Source organism: Pseudomonas sp. MWU16-30317 (genome assembly GCF_020515695.1).
Classification (GTDB): domain Bacteria; phylum Pseudomonadota; class Gammaproteobacteria; order Pseudomonadales; family Pseudomonadaceae; genus Aquipseudomonas.
Genome location: NZ_JAIWJA010000011.1, coordinates 79,530 through 94,037, shown reverse-complemented (window position 1 = coordinate 94,037; position 14,508 = coordinate 79,530). Strand labels below are relative to the sequence as shown.

The 14,508-nt window shown below is 62.3% G+C and carries 13 protein-coding genes; 8 read left to right on the top strand and 5 right to left on the bottom strand.

Annotated features, from left to right (window positions below):
- Positions 1–113: 113 nt before the first annotated feature.
- Together LIX93_RS25235 and LIX93_RS25230 are read right to left on the bottom strand one after the other, a co-directional pair.
- Positions 114–959 carry an ATPase gene (locus LIX93_RS25235; protein ID WP_226506795.1) on the bottom strand — a complete coding sequence of 282 codons (846 nt, stop codon included), beginning with the start codon at positions 957–959 and terminating at the stop codon, positions 114–116.
- Positions 960–1,127: 168 nt separating this feature from the next.
- A complete protein-coding gene (locus tag LIX93_RS25230) occupies positions 1,128–2,111 on the bottom strand; it encodes an NAD(P)-dependent oxidoreductase (RefSeq protein WP_226506794.1) in 984 nt (327 codons plus the stop codon).
- Positions 2,112–2,357: 246 nt separating this feature from the next.
- On the opposite strand from LIX93_RS25230, the gene LIX93_RS25225 reads away from it, so the two are divergent.
- The 8 genes from LIX93_RS25225 to LIX93_RS25190 all read left to right on the top strand — a co-directional run bounded on the left by LIX93_RS25225 (position 2,358) and on the right by LIX93_RS25190 (position 11,945).
- Positions 2,358–2,957 carry a LysE/ArgO family amino acid transporter gene (locus LIX93_RS25225; RefSeq protein ID WP_226506793.1) on the top strand — a complete coding sequence of 200 codons (600 nt, stop codon included), beginning with the start codon at positions 2,358–2,360 and terminating at the stop codon, positions 2,955–2,957.
- A gap of 200 nt (positions 2,958–3,157) precedes the next feature.
- On the top strand, positions 3,158–3,754 hold the full coding sequence (locus LIX93_RS25220) for a Fe-Mn family superoxide dismutase (protein WP_226506792.1): 597 nt from the start codon (positions 3,158–3,160) through the stop codon (positions 3,752–3,754).
- Positions 3,755–4,064: 310 nt separating this feature from the next.
- Positions 4,065–6,116 (top strand): GGDEF domain-containing phosphodiesterase, encoded by a 2,052-nt coding sequence (locus tag LIX93_RS25215; RefSeq protein ID WP_226506791.1) that lies wholly within the window; start codon positions 4,065–4,067, stop codon positions 6,114–6,116.
- 186 nt (positions 6,117–6,302) lie between these two features.
- Positions 6,303–7,649 carry an imelysin family protein gene (locus tag LIX93_RS25210; protein WP_226506790.1) on the top strand — a complete coding sequence of 449 codons (1,347 nt, stop codon included), beginning with the start codon at positions 6,303–6,305 and terminating at the stop codon, positions 7,647–7,649.
- A 103-nt stretch (positions 7,650–7,752) separates the two neighbouring features.
- Complete coding sequence (locus LIX93_RS25205) at positions 7,753–9,180, top strand: di-heme oxidoredictase family protein (protein ID WP_226506789.1); 1,428 nt, start codon at positions 7,753–7,755, stop codon at positions 9,178–9,180.
- A 20-nt stretch (positions 9,181–9,200) separates the two neighbouring features.
- Positions 9,201–10,292: an imelysin family protein gene (locus tag LIX93_RS25200; RefSeq protein WP_226506788.1), complete on the top strand. Its 1,092-nt coding sequence runs from the start codon at positions 9,201–9,203 to the stop codon at positions 10,290–10,292.
- Position 10,293: 1 nt separating this feature from the next.
- Positions 10,294–11,394: a DUF1513 domain-containing protein gene (locus tag LIX93_RS25195; RefSeq protein ID WP_226506787.1), complete on the top strand. Its 1,101-nt coding sequence runs from the start codon at positions 10,294–10,296 to the stop codon at positions 11,392–11,394.
- A 101-nt stretch (positions 11,395–11,495) separates the two neighbouring features.
- Entirely contained in the window at positions 11,496–11,945 is a 450-nt protein-coding gene (locus LIX93_RS25190; protein ID WP_226506786.1) for a hypothetical protein, read from the top strand.
- A gap of 78 nt (positions 11,946–12,023) precedes the next feature.
- On the opposite strand, the gene LIX93_RS25185 is transcribed toward LIX93_RS25190, so the two are convergent.
- The 3 genes from LIX93_RS25185 to colR all read right to left on the bottom strand — a co-directional run bounded on the left by LIX93_RS25185 (position 12,024) and on the right by colR (position 14,385).
- A complete protein-coding gene (locus LIX93_RS25185; protein WP_226506785.1) occupies positions 12,024–12,248 on the bottom strand; it encodes a hypothetical protein in 225 nt (74 codons plus the stop codon).
- A 198-nt stretch (positions 12,249–12,446) separates the two neighbouring features.
- Positions 12,447–13,712, bottom strand: a complete 1,266-nt coding sequence (locus tag LIX93_RS25180; RefSeq protein WP_226506784.1) for a HAMP domain-containing sensor histidine kinase — start codon at positions 13,710–13,712, stop codon at positions 12,447–12,449.
- Complete coding sequence (colR, locus tag LIX93_RS25175; protein ID WP_226506783.1) at positions 13,702–14,385, bottom strand: two-component system response regulator ColR; 684 nt, start codon at positions 14,383–14,385, stop codon at positions 13,702–13,704. Before colR ends, LIX93_RS25180 begins: the two co-directional genes overlap by 11 nt.
- Between the last annotated feature and the right edge of the window lie 123 nt (positions 14,386–14,508).

Below are 14,508 nucleotides of genomic sequence, written 5' to 3'. Positions count from 1 at the left end.
TCGCGAAAGGGCCATCACGCGCAATACACCTCCAGCCTATATAGCTGGAGATGCAGCGGTAGTGATGGCCTGTTCCCGGGCACAGCCCGGTCCCCCAGGGATTGCCTGAGTGCTCACTGCCGAGCGTTGATCTGCTGCTGCAAATTTTGCATCTGGCTTTGCAGGGTAGTGATATTGCGAGTGGTCTGGCCGCGGAAGCTGTCGAACTCCGCAGTGCTGGGCCCCGCCTGCGCAGCTGCGGCTGGGCGGTTGTCCTGCTCGCTCTTGAGCACGATCAGGTCCTGCTCGATGCTGCTCAGCCGGTCATTGTTGTTGCCTTGCTTCTTCAGCGCGGCCACATCGGTGGACAGCGATTTCAAGTCGGCGCTCAAACGCGCCTGATCACCCTGCGCCGCCTTCAGGCTGCTCATGTCCGCTGCCAGCGACTTCAGCTGCGCTTGCACCTGGTCGTTACTGGCCTGCTGGTTGGCCGCTTGTGCCAAGACCTGGTCCAGACGCTTGTCCAAACTGCTCTGCTGCGTGCCAACGCCCGCCTGCTGGCGAGTCTGCTCGTCCATGCGCGTTTGCAGCGTCTTGAGTTGCAGCTTCATGGCTTCGCTGTCGGTGCTGGAAAGGTTCTCGGTGGCTGCCACTTTGCCAGTGATCGCCTGCAGGCGCCCGGCCGCGTCTTCGCTGATGCGCGCGAAGCTTTCCTGGGTCGCCACCAGTTGCTGCTCCATCAGCGATATCTGCTGGAAGCTCCACCAACCCAGGCCGCCCAGAGCGATGAACAACGCCACCACCAAGGCCCACAACGGGCCGCTGGCCGGCGCCTTGACCTTGACCACTGGCGCGGTGCGGGACGTCACGCTGTTGCGATCGCGCAAGGCCGCAGCCGGCACGAGGTCATCGTCGTCATCACCCTGCCTGGCGCTCAAGCTGGGTACGTCGTCGAAATCATCGTGAGCATCGTTACGCATTGAAAAAGCCCTTTGGAAAATTGACAAACGATAACATCGGTAGCGTGGGGGCTGCGCGTGCGACGCCGATCGCAGTATGTCAGCCACATAGAGGGTGCTGACGCTACTTCGGGAGCAAGCCCCCTTGCTACAGGGGCGCCAGTATAAACCGCTCGGGTTACCCGATGTTCACTGCGCCTGCCACCAGGCGCAGAACTCATCCAGAGCCGCCCAAAGCGTGGTCTGCGGCTGATAATCCAGATAATGCCGTGCCCGTGCAATATCGAGGGTGAAATCCGCATTAAGGCTGTGCGCGCCATGCCTCGACCACCGCGGCCGGGGGCGACCAGGCCAAAGCAGACAAGCGCCCTCGTTGACAGCGCCCTTGAGCCAGGTCGAGCGATACCCCCGATAACGGGTCACCTGACTCATCTGCAACTGGCGCAAGGCATAATTGACCACGTCCCACAGCGGGATCGGTGTGTCGTTGCTGATGTTGTAGGCCTTGCCCAGTGCAGCAGGGTCTGCCAGCACGCTGCTCAGCAGCGCTTCGGTCAGGTTGTGCACACTGGTGAAATCGACCTTGTTCAAGCCATTGCCGACAATCGACAGGCGCCGCCTGGCTTGCAGATCGATCAAAGGCGGCAACCAGCTGACGTCTCCCGCCCCAATGACGGTGGCCGGGCGCAGGGCGATCACTTCGAGGCCGAACTCCGCCGCACCGAACACCTTCTGCTCGGCCAGGTGGCGGCTGCGCGTAGCCGCATCGGCAAAGCGTCGCGCCAGCGGCTCTTCCTTGATCGCCAGCTGCGAGCGGCCATTGCGATAGATCGATGCGCACGACAGGTACACCAGCCGCCGCACATGTTCCTTGAGGCAGCCCTCGACGATGTTCTCGGTGGCCTGCACCGTGTTCTGCTGGAAATCCTGCGCGCGCCCCCAATGCCCCGTGGCGCCTGCGCAATGCACCACCGCGTCGACACCGATGCACAGGCGCTGGGCCAGATGCGGATCGCTCAGATCACCTTCGACGAACTGTGCACCGCGACGCAGCAGATGGGCGACGCCCTCGGCGCGACGGCCATTGACGCGCACCTCGAAGCCCTGCTCCAGGGCGTGACGGGCAAAACGTCCGCCGATAAACCCGCTCGCGCCGGTGACCAGAATTTTCATGAAGCGCTCCGCCTGTGTTTCGGTTGCAGTATTTCAACGAGCTGGCGCTTGCATCTGCAAGCGCCTGGCCCAGTGCGGCGCTCGCGCTGGGTCGACAGCGCCGCGGGCCGGGAATGATGCTTGATGACAACGAAGATGCCCAGCGCTCTCGCCGTTATCATATTTTCTAATGAGACATCAGCAACATTGATTTTTCTTATTCCGCTCATCTGCGCAGACTGCCCCCATTCAAAGGAGCCTGCCAACATGCTGCAAAGTTATCTCAATGGCCTGCTGGTGGCCGCCGGGCTGATCATGGCCATCGGCACACAAAACGCCTTCGTGCTCGCGCAGAGCCTGCGCCGCGAACATCACCTGCCGGTAGCGGCGCTATGCGTGGTCTGCGACGCGCTGCTGGTCACCGCCGGCGTGTTCGGCCTGGCGACGGTGCTGGCGCACAGCCCGTTACTGCTGTCGATCGCACGCTGGGGCGGCGCCGCGTTTCTGCTCTGGTACGCCAGCAAGGCACTGCGCCGCGCGCTCAGCCGGCAGAGCTTGCAAGAAGGGCAAAACACTGGCGTGCGCTCGCTCAAGGCGGTATTGCTGAGCGCGCTGGCCGTGACCCTGCTCAACCCCCACGTGTACCTCGATACGGTGCTGCTGATCGGCTCGCTCGGCGCCCAACAGGCAGCGCCCAGTGCCTATGTGGCCGGCGCCGCCAGCGCGTCGCTGCTGTGGTTTTTCACCTTGGCCCTCGGCGCAGCCTGGTTGGCGCCGTGGCTGGCACGACCGGCGACCTGGCGCCTGATCGATCTGCTGGTGGCCATCATGATGTTCGCCGTGGCAGGGCAATTGATCGCCGGCTGAACGCGTCGACGTGCCTTGGCCCGTTTCGGCGACGAGGTGTCTGCAGCGGCTATTCCACACAGTTGTTGCGTGGTTCTACCGGACAGCCGGTGCTATGATCCTTGGCTTGCGCCGCAAAGAGTACAAACTCGCCGGCGTACTCAGGCCGCCCGTGATCGGCCTAGCGTATCTCGCAAACTGACCTGATTAGGAGAACCACCATGGCTTTCGAATTACCTGCGCTGCCGTACGCTCATGATGCCCTGCAGCCGCACATCTCCAAGGAAACGCTGGAATTCCACCACGACAAGCACCACAACACCTACGTCGTGAACCTCAATGGCCTGGTCCCAGGCACTGAGTTCGAAGGCAAGACCCTTGAAGAAATCGTCGTCTCTTCCTCGGGCGGTATCTTCAACAACGCCGCTCAGGTCTGGAACCACACCTTCTACTGGAACTGCCTGGCTCCAAACGCTGGCGGCGCTCCAACTGGCGCCCTGGCCGAAGCCATCAACGCCGCGTTCGGTTCGTTCGAAAAGTTCAAGGAAGAGTTCACCAAGACTTCCGTCGGCACCTTCGGCTCCGGCTGGGGCTGGCTGGTCAAAAAGGCTGACGGTAACCTGGCCCTGGCCAGCACCATCGGCGCCGGCAACCCGCTGACCAGCGGCGACACCCCGCTGCTGACCTGCGACGTCTGGGAACACGCCTACTACATCGACTACCGCAACGTCCGTCCGAAGTATGTCGAGGCGTTCTGGAACCTGGTCAACTGGAAGTTCGTCGCCGAGCAGTTCGAAGGCAAGACTTTCAAGGCGTAAGCCGTCGCTGCATCACGATGCAGCCCCTGAAAAAACCCGGTATGTCCGGGTTTTTTCATGCCTGGAGCAGCATAAATTAACGCTTGCCCCAAGCTCATAGCACGCTAAGATCAACCCGTGGCAATATTGCCCCCGGGCTCCTCAAGTTTCTGCCCTCGGCGACCGACACATAGACACAGCCAATGCTGCGCCTTGTAGTACATCAGAGCAAAACCCCCAGGTTTCATTGACCGATCCCTTGACGTAGCGCAGGGGATTGCGAAAGATGATGGCTAAATGATGTTAAGCGCACCCACCAAGGAATACCCCATTGAAGCTGGAGCTTAAACACAGCTTGTCGGTCAAGCTGCTCAGGGTCGTGCTGCTCTCGGCATTGATCGTGGGCGTAGTGCTCAGTTGTGCGCAGATCGTCTTCGATATTCACAAGACGCGTCAGGCCGTGGCCAACGATGCCAATCGTGTCCTCGACATGTTCCGCGATCCCTCCACCCAGGCGGTGTATAGCCTGGACCGCGAGATGGGCATGCAGGTCATCGAAGGCCTGTTCCAGAACGATGCCGTGCGCATGGCCTCCATCGGCCACCCGAACGAAACCATGCTGGCGGAAAAATCCCGGCCGCTGCAGCAATTCCCGCTGCGCTGGATGACCGACCTGATCCTCGGTCAGGAACGCACCTTCACCACCCAATTGGTGGGCAAGGGCCAGTACAGCGAGTATTACGGTGATCTCAGCATCACCCTCGACACTGCCACCTATGGCGAGGATTTCATCGCCAGCTCGGTGATCATCTTCATTTCCGGCGTCCTGCGGGCACTCGCTCTGGCGCTGGTGCTGTACCTGATCTACCACTGGCTGCTGACCAAGCCGCTGTCCAAGATCATCGAGCACCTGACCCAGATCAACCCCGACCGCCCCAGCCAGCACCAGATTCCGCTGCTCAAGGGGCACGAGAAAAACGAACTGGGCGTGTGGGTCAATACCGCCAATCAACTGCTGGCCTCTATCGATCGCAACACCCACCTGCGCCATGAGGCCGAGAACAGCCTGCTGCGCATGGCCCAGTACGACTTTCTCACCGGCCTGCCGAATCGCCAGCAGTTCCAGGAGCAACTGGACAAGATCCTCGTCGACGCTGGCCGCCTGCAACGGCGGGTGGCGGTGCTGTGCGTCGGCCTCGATGATTTCAAGGGCATCAACGAACAGTTCAGCTACCAGACCGGCGACCAGTTGCTGCTGGCATTGGCCGACCGTCTGCGCGGCTACAGCGGCCGTCTCGGGGCGCTGGCGCGGCTGGGCGGCGATCAGTTCGCACTGGTCCAGGCCGACATCGAACAACCCTACGAGGCCGCCGAGCTGGCCCAGAATGTACTCGACGGCCTTGAGGCGCCCTTTGGTCTGGACCTCGAAGAAATCCGCCTGCGCGCCACCATCGGCATCACCTTGTTCCCGGAAGACGGCGACAGCACCGAAAAACTGCTGCAAAAAGCCGAACAGACCATGACCCTGGCCAAAAGCCGTTCGCGCAATCGTTATCAGTTCTACATCGCCAGCGTCGACAGCGAAATGCGCCGGCGCCGCGAGCTCGAGAAGGACCTGCGCGAGGCCCTGGCGAAAAACCAGCTGCACCTGGTCTACCAACCGCAGATCAGCTATCGCGATCACAGCGTAGTCGGTGTGGAAGCCTTGCTGCGCTGGACCCACCCGGAACACGGCATGGTCCCGCCCGACCAGTTCATCCCGCTGGCCGAACAGAACGGCACCATTATCGCCCTGGGCGAATGGGTGCTCGACCAGTCCTGCAAGCAATTGCGCGAGTGGCACGACCTGGGCTTCAGCAACCTGCGCATGGCGGTCAACCTGTCCACCGTGCAGCTGCACCACAACGAGCTGCCGCGGGTGGTCAACAACTTCCTGCAAATGTACCGTCTGCCGCCGCGCAGCCTGGAGCTGGAAGTCACCGAGACCGGCCTGATGGAAGACATCAGCACCGCCGCCCAGCATCTGCTCAGCCTGCGTCGCTCCGGGGCGTTGATCGCCATCGATGACTTCGGTACGGGATACTCGTCCCTGAGTTATCTGAAATCGTTGCCGCTGGACAAGATCAAGATCGACAAGAGCTTCGTGCAGGATCTGGTTCAGGACGACGATGACACCACCATCGTGCGGGCCATCATCCAACTGGGCAAAAGCCTGGGCATGCAGGTGATCGCCGAGGGCGTGGAGACCAGCGCCCAGGAAGCCTATGTGATTTCCGAAGGGTGCCATGAAGGTCAGGGCTATCTGTACAGCAAACCGCTGCCCGCTCGCGAATTACTGGCCTTTCTGAAACAAGCCGACAGACTGAAATCCTTAACGACGTAACCCTATGAAATTTAAGTATTTTTTAGATAAAGACTTGCAACATTCAGTTACATGCCTGGCAACATAAAGTTACATGAAATATTTTTAATATTCCTCCTTTACAGCAAATGCAAATCCTTCGCATCATGGCGCCGTTTCGCGTGCTGCAGCGCGCGGTCGAGCCCATTTTTGACGCAGGATTTCGCCATGATTCGTATGCCCCTGGCCAGCGCCAGTCTGCTGGCCATTGCCATCTCCCTCGCCGGCTGCGGTGACAGCAGCGACAAGGAAAAAGCGGCCGACAAGGTGCCGACGCCCGCTGCAAGCACCGCCACTGCGACCACCGCCACAGCGTCCGTCAACGTCGACGAAAGCGCCGCCAGAGTCGTGGTCGACCACTACGCCGAGCTGGCCTATGCCGCGTTCAGCGATTCCTTGAGTACCGCCCAAACCCTGCAAAGCGCTGTCGACGCCTTCCTCGCCAAGCCCGGCGACGCGACCCTCAAGGCCGCACGCGACGCCTGGGTTGCCTCCCGCGTGCCGTACCTGCAGACCGAAGCCTTCCGCTTCGGCAACACCCTCATCGATGACTGGGAAGGCCAGGTCAACGCCTGGCCCCTGGACGAGGGCCTGATCGACTACACCGACAAGAGCTACGAGCACGCCCTCGGCAACCCCGCAGCCACGGCCAATATCATCGCCAACACCGAAATCCAGGTGGGCGAAGACAAAGTCGACGTCAAGGACATCACCCCTGAAAAACTCGCCAGCCTCAACGAGCTGGGTGGCTCCGAAGCCAACGTCACCACCGGCTACCATGCCATCGAATTCCTCCTCTGGGGCCAGGACCTCAACGGTACCGGCCCGGGGGCCGGCAATCGCCCGTCGTCCGATTACCTCGAAGGCGCTGGCGCCACCGGCGGTCACAACGAGCGTCGCCGTGCCTACCTGAAGGCTGTGACCGATCTGCTGGTCAGCGACCTCAAGGAAATGGTCGGCCAATGGCAGCCCAATGTGGCCGACAACTACCGCGCCACCCTGGCCAAGGAACCCGTTGACGCGGGCTTGCGCAAGATGCTGTTCGGCATCGGCAGCCTGTCGTTGGGTGAGCTGGCCGGCGAACGCATGAAGGTGGCGCTGGAAGCCAACTCGCCGGAAGACGAGCACGATTGCTTCAGCGATAACACCTACAACTCGGCGTTTTATAACGCCAAGGGCATCCGCAATATCTACCTGGGCGAATACACCCGCGTCGATGGCAGCAAACTGACAGGCGCCAGTCTGTCGTCGCTGGTGGCCAAGGCCGACAAGACCACCGACCTCACCTTGCAGGCCGATCTCGCCGACACCGAAGCGCGTATGCAAGTGATTGTCGATCACGCCAACAAGGGCGAGCATTTCGACCAGTTGATTGCGCCGGGCAACAGTGCCGGCAATCAGGTGATCCGCGATGCCATCGCTGCGCTGGTGAAGCAGACCGGTGCCATCGAACAGGCAGCGGGCAAACTGGGCATCACGGATCTGAACCCGGATACCGCTGATCACGAGTTTTGATCCTGCAAGGAGAATACCTGTGGGAGCGGCGCTGCCCGTGAAGCCTTTGCCAGCTTCGCGAGCAGAACTCGCTCCCACAGGTTATCCGGCAACAGGCTCGCCGATGTACGCCTCATGGTTTCGCCTATTTGCCCTGGCCCTCAGCGCATGCCTGAGCGCCTGCGATGCGCCACCGCGCTTCACCGAGCCCGAGCCCGGTGAGGCGCGTTCGGCCGGGGAGGCGACGGTCAAGCGTCAGGATCGGCTGGCCTACTCCCAGCCGTCAGCCAATCTGTCTCGCGAACAACGCCTGGATTTCAGCGTGGGCAACAGTTTCTTTCGTAACCCTTGGGTCATCGCGCCATCGAGCACCACAGCACGGGATGGCCTGGGGCCGCTGTTCAACACCAATGCTTGCCAGAACTGCCATATCCGCGACGGTCGCGGCCATCCACCAGGGCCCGAGACGCTCAATGCAGTATCGATGCTGGTGCGCCTTTCGATCGCCCCGGCGACCGGCCAGCAAGCGCTGCTGGAACGCACCGGCGTGATCCCCGAACCCACCTATGGCACGCAATTGCAGGACATGGCCATCCCCGGGGTGCCTGCGGAGGGCAAGGTGCGGGTCGAGTACAGCGCGGTCGAGGTGTGGTTCGACGACGGTTTTCGAGTGGCGTTGCGCAAACCGCAGGTGCAGATCAGCCAACTTGGCTATGGCCCCCTGCATCCCGACACACAGATGTCCGCACGCATCGCACCGCCGATGATCGGCCTGGGCCTGCTCGAAGCCATCCCTGAAGAGGCGATCCTGGCCAACGCCAGCACCCAGGCCAAGCAGGGTAAAGGCGTGCAAGGCAAAGCCAATCGCGTGTGGGACGACACCCTGGGCAGCACCGTACTCGGACGCTTCGGCTGGAAGGCCGGGCAACCGAGCCTCCTGCAGCAGAACGCTCACGCCTTTGCGGGCGACATGGGCTTGACCAGCCGCCTCAAACCGGCCGATGACTGTACGGCCGCGCAAACCGCCTGCATTGCTGCGGCCAATGGCAACGAGCCGGACGGCGGTCTGGAAGTGAGCGACAACATCCTGCGCCTGGTGCAGTTCTATACCCGCCATCTGGGCGTACCGGCGCGCCGTGATGTTGCCGCGCCGCAGGTACTCGCCGGCAAGAATCTGTTCTATCAGGCCGGTTGCCAGGCGTGCCACGTGCCGCAGTACACCACCGCCAGCGACGCCGACGATCCTGCCCTGGCGAGCCAGATCATTCGGCCTTACACCGACCTGCTGCTGCACGACATGGGCCCCGGCCTGGCCGACGGCCGTGCCGAGTTCCTGGCCGGCCCCAGCGACTGGCGCACACCGCCGCTATGGGGCATAGGCCTGAGCGAAACGGTCAGTGGCCACAGCCAGTTCCTCCACGACGGCCGTGCCCGCAACCTGCTCGAAGCAGTGGTTTGGCACGGCGGCGAGGCCGAGCCCGCCAAACGCCACGTCCTGACCTTCAATGCCGAGCAGCGCGATGCCCTGCTGGCGTTCCTCAATTCACTGTGATTCGCACGAGCGCCCATTCCATGCCTCCACACAAATTGTTACTGCGCCCCAAGCTCTTGTTCACCACCCTCGCCGCGCTGGCGCTGGGGGCCTGTTCGCCGCCACAGGCCAAGGACCCACAGGCCGACACCAGTGCCGCCATCGCCAATCAGGTGATCCTGCCCACCTACTCCCGCTGGGTCGAGGCCGATCGGCAACTGGCGATCAGCGCCCTCGCCTTCTGCGCCGGCACCGCCGACCTGACCACGGCTCGCGCTGACTTTCTTCACGCACAGAAGGCCTGGGCCGCCTTGCAGCCGCTGTTGATCGGCCCCCTGGCCGAGGGCAACCGCGCCTGGTCGGTACAGTTCTGGCCAGACAAGAAGAACCTGGTGGGGCGCCAGGTCGAGGCGCTGATCAGCGCCGGGCAGCCCATCGACGCCCAGTCCCTGACCAACGCCAGCGTGGTGGTGCAGGGGCTGTCGGCTTACGAATACATCCTCTTCGACAGCAAACCGGAACTGGCGGATGCCACGCGCAAGGCCAGCTACTGCCCACTGTTGGTAGCCATTGGCGAACGGCAGAAACACCTCGCCGAGGCCATTCTCGCGGGCTGGACCGGCACCGACGGCGTGCTCGCGCAGATGTCGAAATTCCCCAACCAGCGTTACGCCGATTCCCACGAGGCCATCGCCGAAGTCTTGCGCGTGCAAGTGACTGCACTCGACACCCTCAAGAAAAAACTCGGCACGCCCATGGGCCGCCAGAGCAAAGGCGTGCCGCAGCCGTATCAGGCCGAGGCATGGCGCAGCCAATCGTCGCTGAAAAGCCTGCAGGCTTCGCTGCTGGCGGCCCAGAGCGTATGGCTGGGGGTCGATGGCAAGGGCTTGCGCGGCCTGCTGCCAGCGGATCAAAAGGCACTGGCGGAAAAAATCGATAGCGCTTACGCCGCCGCCCTGCACGCGCTGGATGCCAACAGCCGCTCGCTCACCGCGCTGCTGGAGGACCCCGCCGGCAAGCCAGTGCTCGACGATATCTACGCGCGCCTCGATGGCGTCCATCGCTTGCACCAGAACGAACTGGCCAAGGCCTTGAACATTCAACTGGGCTTCAATGCCAACGACGGTGACTGATATGGCCATCCCTCAGCGCCTCAACTTGGGCAGCGCGTTGCTGAGCGCGGTGACCCTCGGCGGCTGGAAACTGTTCAAGAGCCGCCAGGCGTCGCCATTGCTGTTGTCGGCACGGGACGACAGCGACGGCCGCCACTACGCCGTCGGCTATCGGCTGGACGGCCGGCAGGTATTCGCTACCGAGGTCGGGCAGCGGTGCCACGACATCATCCACCACCCCAGCCAGCCCATCGCACTGTTCGTCGCCCGTCGCCCAGGCACCGAAAGCTATCTGCTGGACCTGCGCGACGGGCGCCTGCTGCAGACGCTGCACACACCCGCCGATCGGCACTTCTATGGCCATGCCGTGATCCACAAAGGCGGCGAATGGCTGTACACCACCGAGAACGACACCACCGACCCCGGGCGTGGCCTGTTGGGCGTCTACCGTTTCGACGGGCCCCACCTGCAACGCACGGGCGAAATCGCCACCCATGGTATTGGCCCTCATCAAGTGGCGTGGCTGCCGGATGGCGAAACCTTGGTCGTGGCCAATGGCGGCATTCGCACCGAGGCCGAAAGCCGGGTGGACATGAACCTGCACGCCATGCAGCCCAGCCTGGTATTGATGCGCCGCGACGGTACCCTCATCAGCCACGAAGCCCTGCCTCAGGCCATGAACAGCGTGCGCCACCTGGCCATCGCCGATGACGGCACGATTCTCACGTGCCAGCAATTCATGGGCGATGCCCGAGAAGTCGCACCGCTGCTGGCGATCAAGCGACCGGGCGCCGCCTTCGCCGCCTTTGCCGTGGCCGACGCGCAACTGCAGTCCATGGCTCACTACACCGCCAGCGTCGCCGTGCATGACGGCCAGCGCCTGGTGGCACTGACAGCGCCCAGGGCCAACCGTTTTTTTATCTGGGACCTGGACACCGCGGCCGTGCGCCTGGATGCCCCTCTGCCCGATTGTGCAGGGGTGGCCGCAGTGCATGACGGCTTTGTGGTGACCTCTGGGCAGGGTCGCTGTCGCTATTACGATTGCCGGCCGGATACACCGATCGCAACTGCGCTCACGCTGCCTTCAGGCTGGTGGGACAACCACTTGCACGCCTTGCGCTGACAGACCTTGTTTCATATCCAGCAACACGGGCTACTGGAAACCCTTGCTCATCGCGCATAATGTGCAGTGTTGTTTTTCAAAGTCTTTCCAAGGAAGCGGATATGCTCCGTCGGCGTTTGCTGATCATGTTGGCCGTGGTGTTGTTGCTGGTACTGGCCCTCGCAGGCTACAAGGGCCTTACCGTCTACCATCAGATCCAGCGGTTCAGTGCCTTCAAGGCCCCCGTCAGCGTGGGTGTCGCCACCGTCGAACAACGCCAGTGGCAGGGCCGCCAGATCGTGGTTCCGCAAAGTGCGATCGCGTATACCCTGTCGGGTGACTCGGTCTACGTAGTGATCGACAAAGCTGACAGCAACGATCAGCCGATGCACATCGTCGAGCGCCGCTCGATCGATACCGGCGAAACACGTGAAGGCTTGGTGGTGGTCAACGATGGTCTGGCGCCGGGCGATCGCGTGGTCACCGTCGGGCAATCCGAGTTGAGCAATGGCACGGTGGTGAGCATCGCCCCTGACAAAGTCCTGGAGTTCTCGCCCCGCCGGGTCGAATGATCAGATCGACAGGTGATTGACCCCACGCAAAAAGGCCCCATCCCGGGGCCTTTTAGTTGTTGCATCGACTACAGCACGTCAGCCTGCCTTCTTGCCTTGCGCCAGACCGAACATCAGGAGCAGCAGACTGTGATCCGGCCGCTCGGTGGTCTGGGCTTTTGGTGCCTTGGACATCCCACCGATTCCTTCACCGTCTTCGGCACTCAGCACCTGCGAACGTGGCTCCTGCCACGCCGCCATGGCGACCGAAGTGACCGCTAGCGCTGCTACCAGGAACAAACTTCGAGCGATTTCTAGCTTCATGACTGCAACCCTTTGACAACGCTGCCAAACGCCGTCCGATAAAAGTAGATTAATTCCTATCGTGACGCAGCCCTGAGCGACGAATGGTGCCACACCTGCCACGGGTCCTTGATCATGCCGGCCGACGATAGGCGCGCCGAAGTGATAGCGCAGTGATGCCTATGTGAAAGTTTCGTTAAGCGAGGCAGTACGCAGATGTCAGTGCAGCGGTTCCAAATCAACCTGGAAACGACAGCCCGTGGGCGCAAGTGGGGTCAAGGTGATGCGCCAGCCCTGGTCGGCGCAGATGCGTTGCACCAGCGACAGCCCCAAACCCATACGTTCCATGGGCAGAGCGCTCGCCTGGGAGAGCAGCAGATCGCGCTGCGACTCGGCCACACTGGCCCCGACATCTTCGACCACGAAGCTGTGCGTGCGAACCTGCAGGCGAATCATGCCCTGCTCGGTGTGATGCAAGGCGTTACGCAACAGGTTGCCCATGACCGCGTGTAGAAAGGTCGAACTGTAGTGGGTGTCGTCAACATCGATCCGCTCGTAGACCAACTGCAGCCCCTTGCGTTCGACGGGTACACGCCACAGCGCGGCCACATCGTCGGCCACCCGAACCAGGCTGGTCTTGGTGCTGACACCTTCGTTGCTTTGGGCCCGGGCCAGCATCAGGAAGGTCTGCACCAGTTCGCGCATTTCCTCGCTGACATGGCGAATGTGCAACACCTGGCTGCGCGAAGCCTCATCCAGCATCGGGTATTCCAGCAGCAACTCGCACGAGCCGGCCAACACCATCAAGGGTGTGCGCAGTTCGTGACTGACATCGCTGGTGAACAGCCGCTCGCGGGTCAAGGCATGGCGCAGCCGACCTAGGGCGGCATCGAAGGCTACGGCCAGTTGCCCGACCTCATCGCCGGCGTAGTCGGGCCCCAGTGGCGGTGCCAGCCCCAGCAACTGATCGCGATGGCGGACCTGGCGCGACAGACGAATGACCGGCGCCATGACCCGCCGCGCCAGCAGCCAGCCCAACAGCGCCGCCACGCCTAAACTCAGGACGAAGCCCACGAATACCACGGCGAACAGCAGTCGCTCGCGGTCCTCGAAATCACTCTGGTCCTGCAACAGCACATAGCGTCGCCCGTCCACGAATTTCACCATCGCGTGATAGGACAGCGGGCCGCGGAACACTTCGTGAAAACCGGTGGACAGGTGCTTGAGGTCGTGGGGCAGGCGATACTCGCCCTCGCCGCCACTGAAGTAGAACAGCTGGTTGGGCTCGGGGGTATGACTCCAATCCTCAAGCGTGTCAGCTGCCAGCAGCCGCTGCAGGTCCCCGCCCAGCTCGGTGGAGATCAACCGCTCTTCCACCAGGTGAACCGTCAACACGATGCCGCCTGCAAAGGCCCCCGCTACCAGTGCGCTCATCAAGCCGAAAGCGATGATGATGCGCTGGGAGAGGCTTTGTTTAAACTCCATCCCGCCCCTCGGTCAGGCGGTAGCCCACGCCGTGTACCGTGTGCAGCAGCGGCTTGTCGAAGGGCTTGTCGATCACTTGACGCAATTGGTGAACATGGCTGCGCAGGCTGTCGCTGTCTGGGCAGTCGTCGCCCCACAAGGCTTCTTCGAGCACTTCACGGCGCAACACGTGGGGGCTTTTCTGCATCAGCACGGCGAGCAGTTTGAGGCCTACCGGGTTGAGTTTGAGCAGGCGGCCATCGCGGGTCACTTCGAGGGTATCGAGGTCGTAGACCAGATCGCCGACCTGCAGGTTGCGTCGTCCGCCACCCTGGGCGCGACGCATGACCGCTTCGATACGCGCCGCCAGCTCCGACAAGGCGAACGGCTTGAGCAGGTAGTCGTCGGCCCCGGAGCGGAAGCCCTGGAGGCGGTCATCCAGTTGATCGCGGGCGGTAAGCATGATCACCGGGGTATCGCGGCGGGCATCTTCACGCAGGCGCTTGCACAGGGTGTAACCATCGATACCCGGCAACATGATGTCGAGGACGATAAGGTCGTAATGCTCGGTGGCGGCCAGGTGCAAGCCCGACAGGCCGTCCTGGGCGCAATCCACGGTGTAACCCTTGAGCCCGAGGTAATCGGCCAGGTTGGCGAGGATGTCGCGGTTGTCTTCAACCACAAGGATTTTCATGGAACGTTGCCTCCAGGGACGGTCGCGGTGCCATTTCGGCAGGCGCAGCTCAAGGCCAGCACGGGGCTCGGGGCCAGAGCAGATAGATGGGCTATTGTCGCACTTTTTCGTCGGCCGCACGCA

Excerpts from the sequence above, each read along its gene's own strand:
- LIX93_RS25225 (WP_226506793.1), top strand. The coding sequence starts at position 2,358 with ATGCTGCAAAGTTATCTCAATGGCCTGCTGGTGGCCGCCGGGCTGATC.
- LIX93_RS25220 (WP_226506792.1), top strand. The coding sequence starts at position 3,158 with ATGGCTTTCGAATTACCTGCGCTGCCGTACGCTCATGATGCCCTGCAG.
- LIX93_RS25180 (WP_226506784.1), bottom strand. The coding sequence starts at position 13,712 with ATGGAGTTTAAACAAAGCCTCTCCCAGCGCATCATCATCGCTTTCGGC.
- LIX93_RS25195 (WP_226506787.1), top strand. The coding sequence starts at position 10,294 with ATGGCCATCCCTCAGCGCCTCAACTTGGGCAGCGCGTTGCTGAGCGCG.
- LIX93_RS25235 (WP_226506795.1), bottom strand. The coding sequence starts at position 959 with ATGCGTAACGATGCTCACGATGATTTCGACGACGTACCCAGCTTGAGC.
- LIX93_RS25230 (WP_226506794.1), bottom strand. The coding sequence starts at position 2,111 with ATGAAAATTCTGGTCACCGGCGCGAGCGGGTTTATCGGCGGACGTTTT.
- LIX93_RS25205 (WP_226506789.1), top strand. The coding sequence starts at position 7,753 with ATGTACGCCTCATGGTTTCGCCTATTTGCCCTGGCCCTCAGCGCATGC.
- LIX93_RS25190 (WP_226506786.1), top strand. The coding sequence starts at position 11,496 with ATGCTCCGTCGGCGTTTGCTGATCATGTTGGCCGTGGTGTTGTTGCTG.
- colR (WP_226506783.1), bottom strand. The coding sequence starts at position 14,385 with ATGAAAATCCTTGTGGTTGAAGACAACCGCGACATCCTCGCCAACCTG.
- LIX93_RS25210 (WP_226506790.1), top strand. The coding sequence starts at position 6,303 with ATGATTCGTATGCCCCTGGCCAGCGCCAGTCTGCTGGCCATTGCCATC.
- LIX93_RS25185 (WP_226506785.1), bottom strand. The coding sequence starts at position 12,248 with ATGAAGCTAGAAATCGCTCGAAGTTTGTTCCTGGTAGCAGCGCTAGCG.
- LIX93_RS25200 (WP_226506788.1), top strand. The coding sequence starts at position 9,201 with ATGCCTCCACACAAATTGTTACTGCGCCCCAAGCTCTTGTTCACCACC.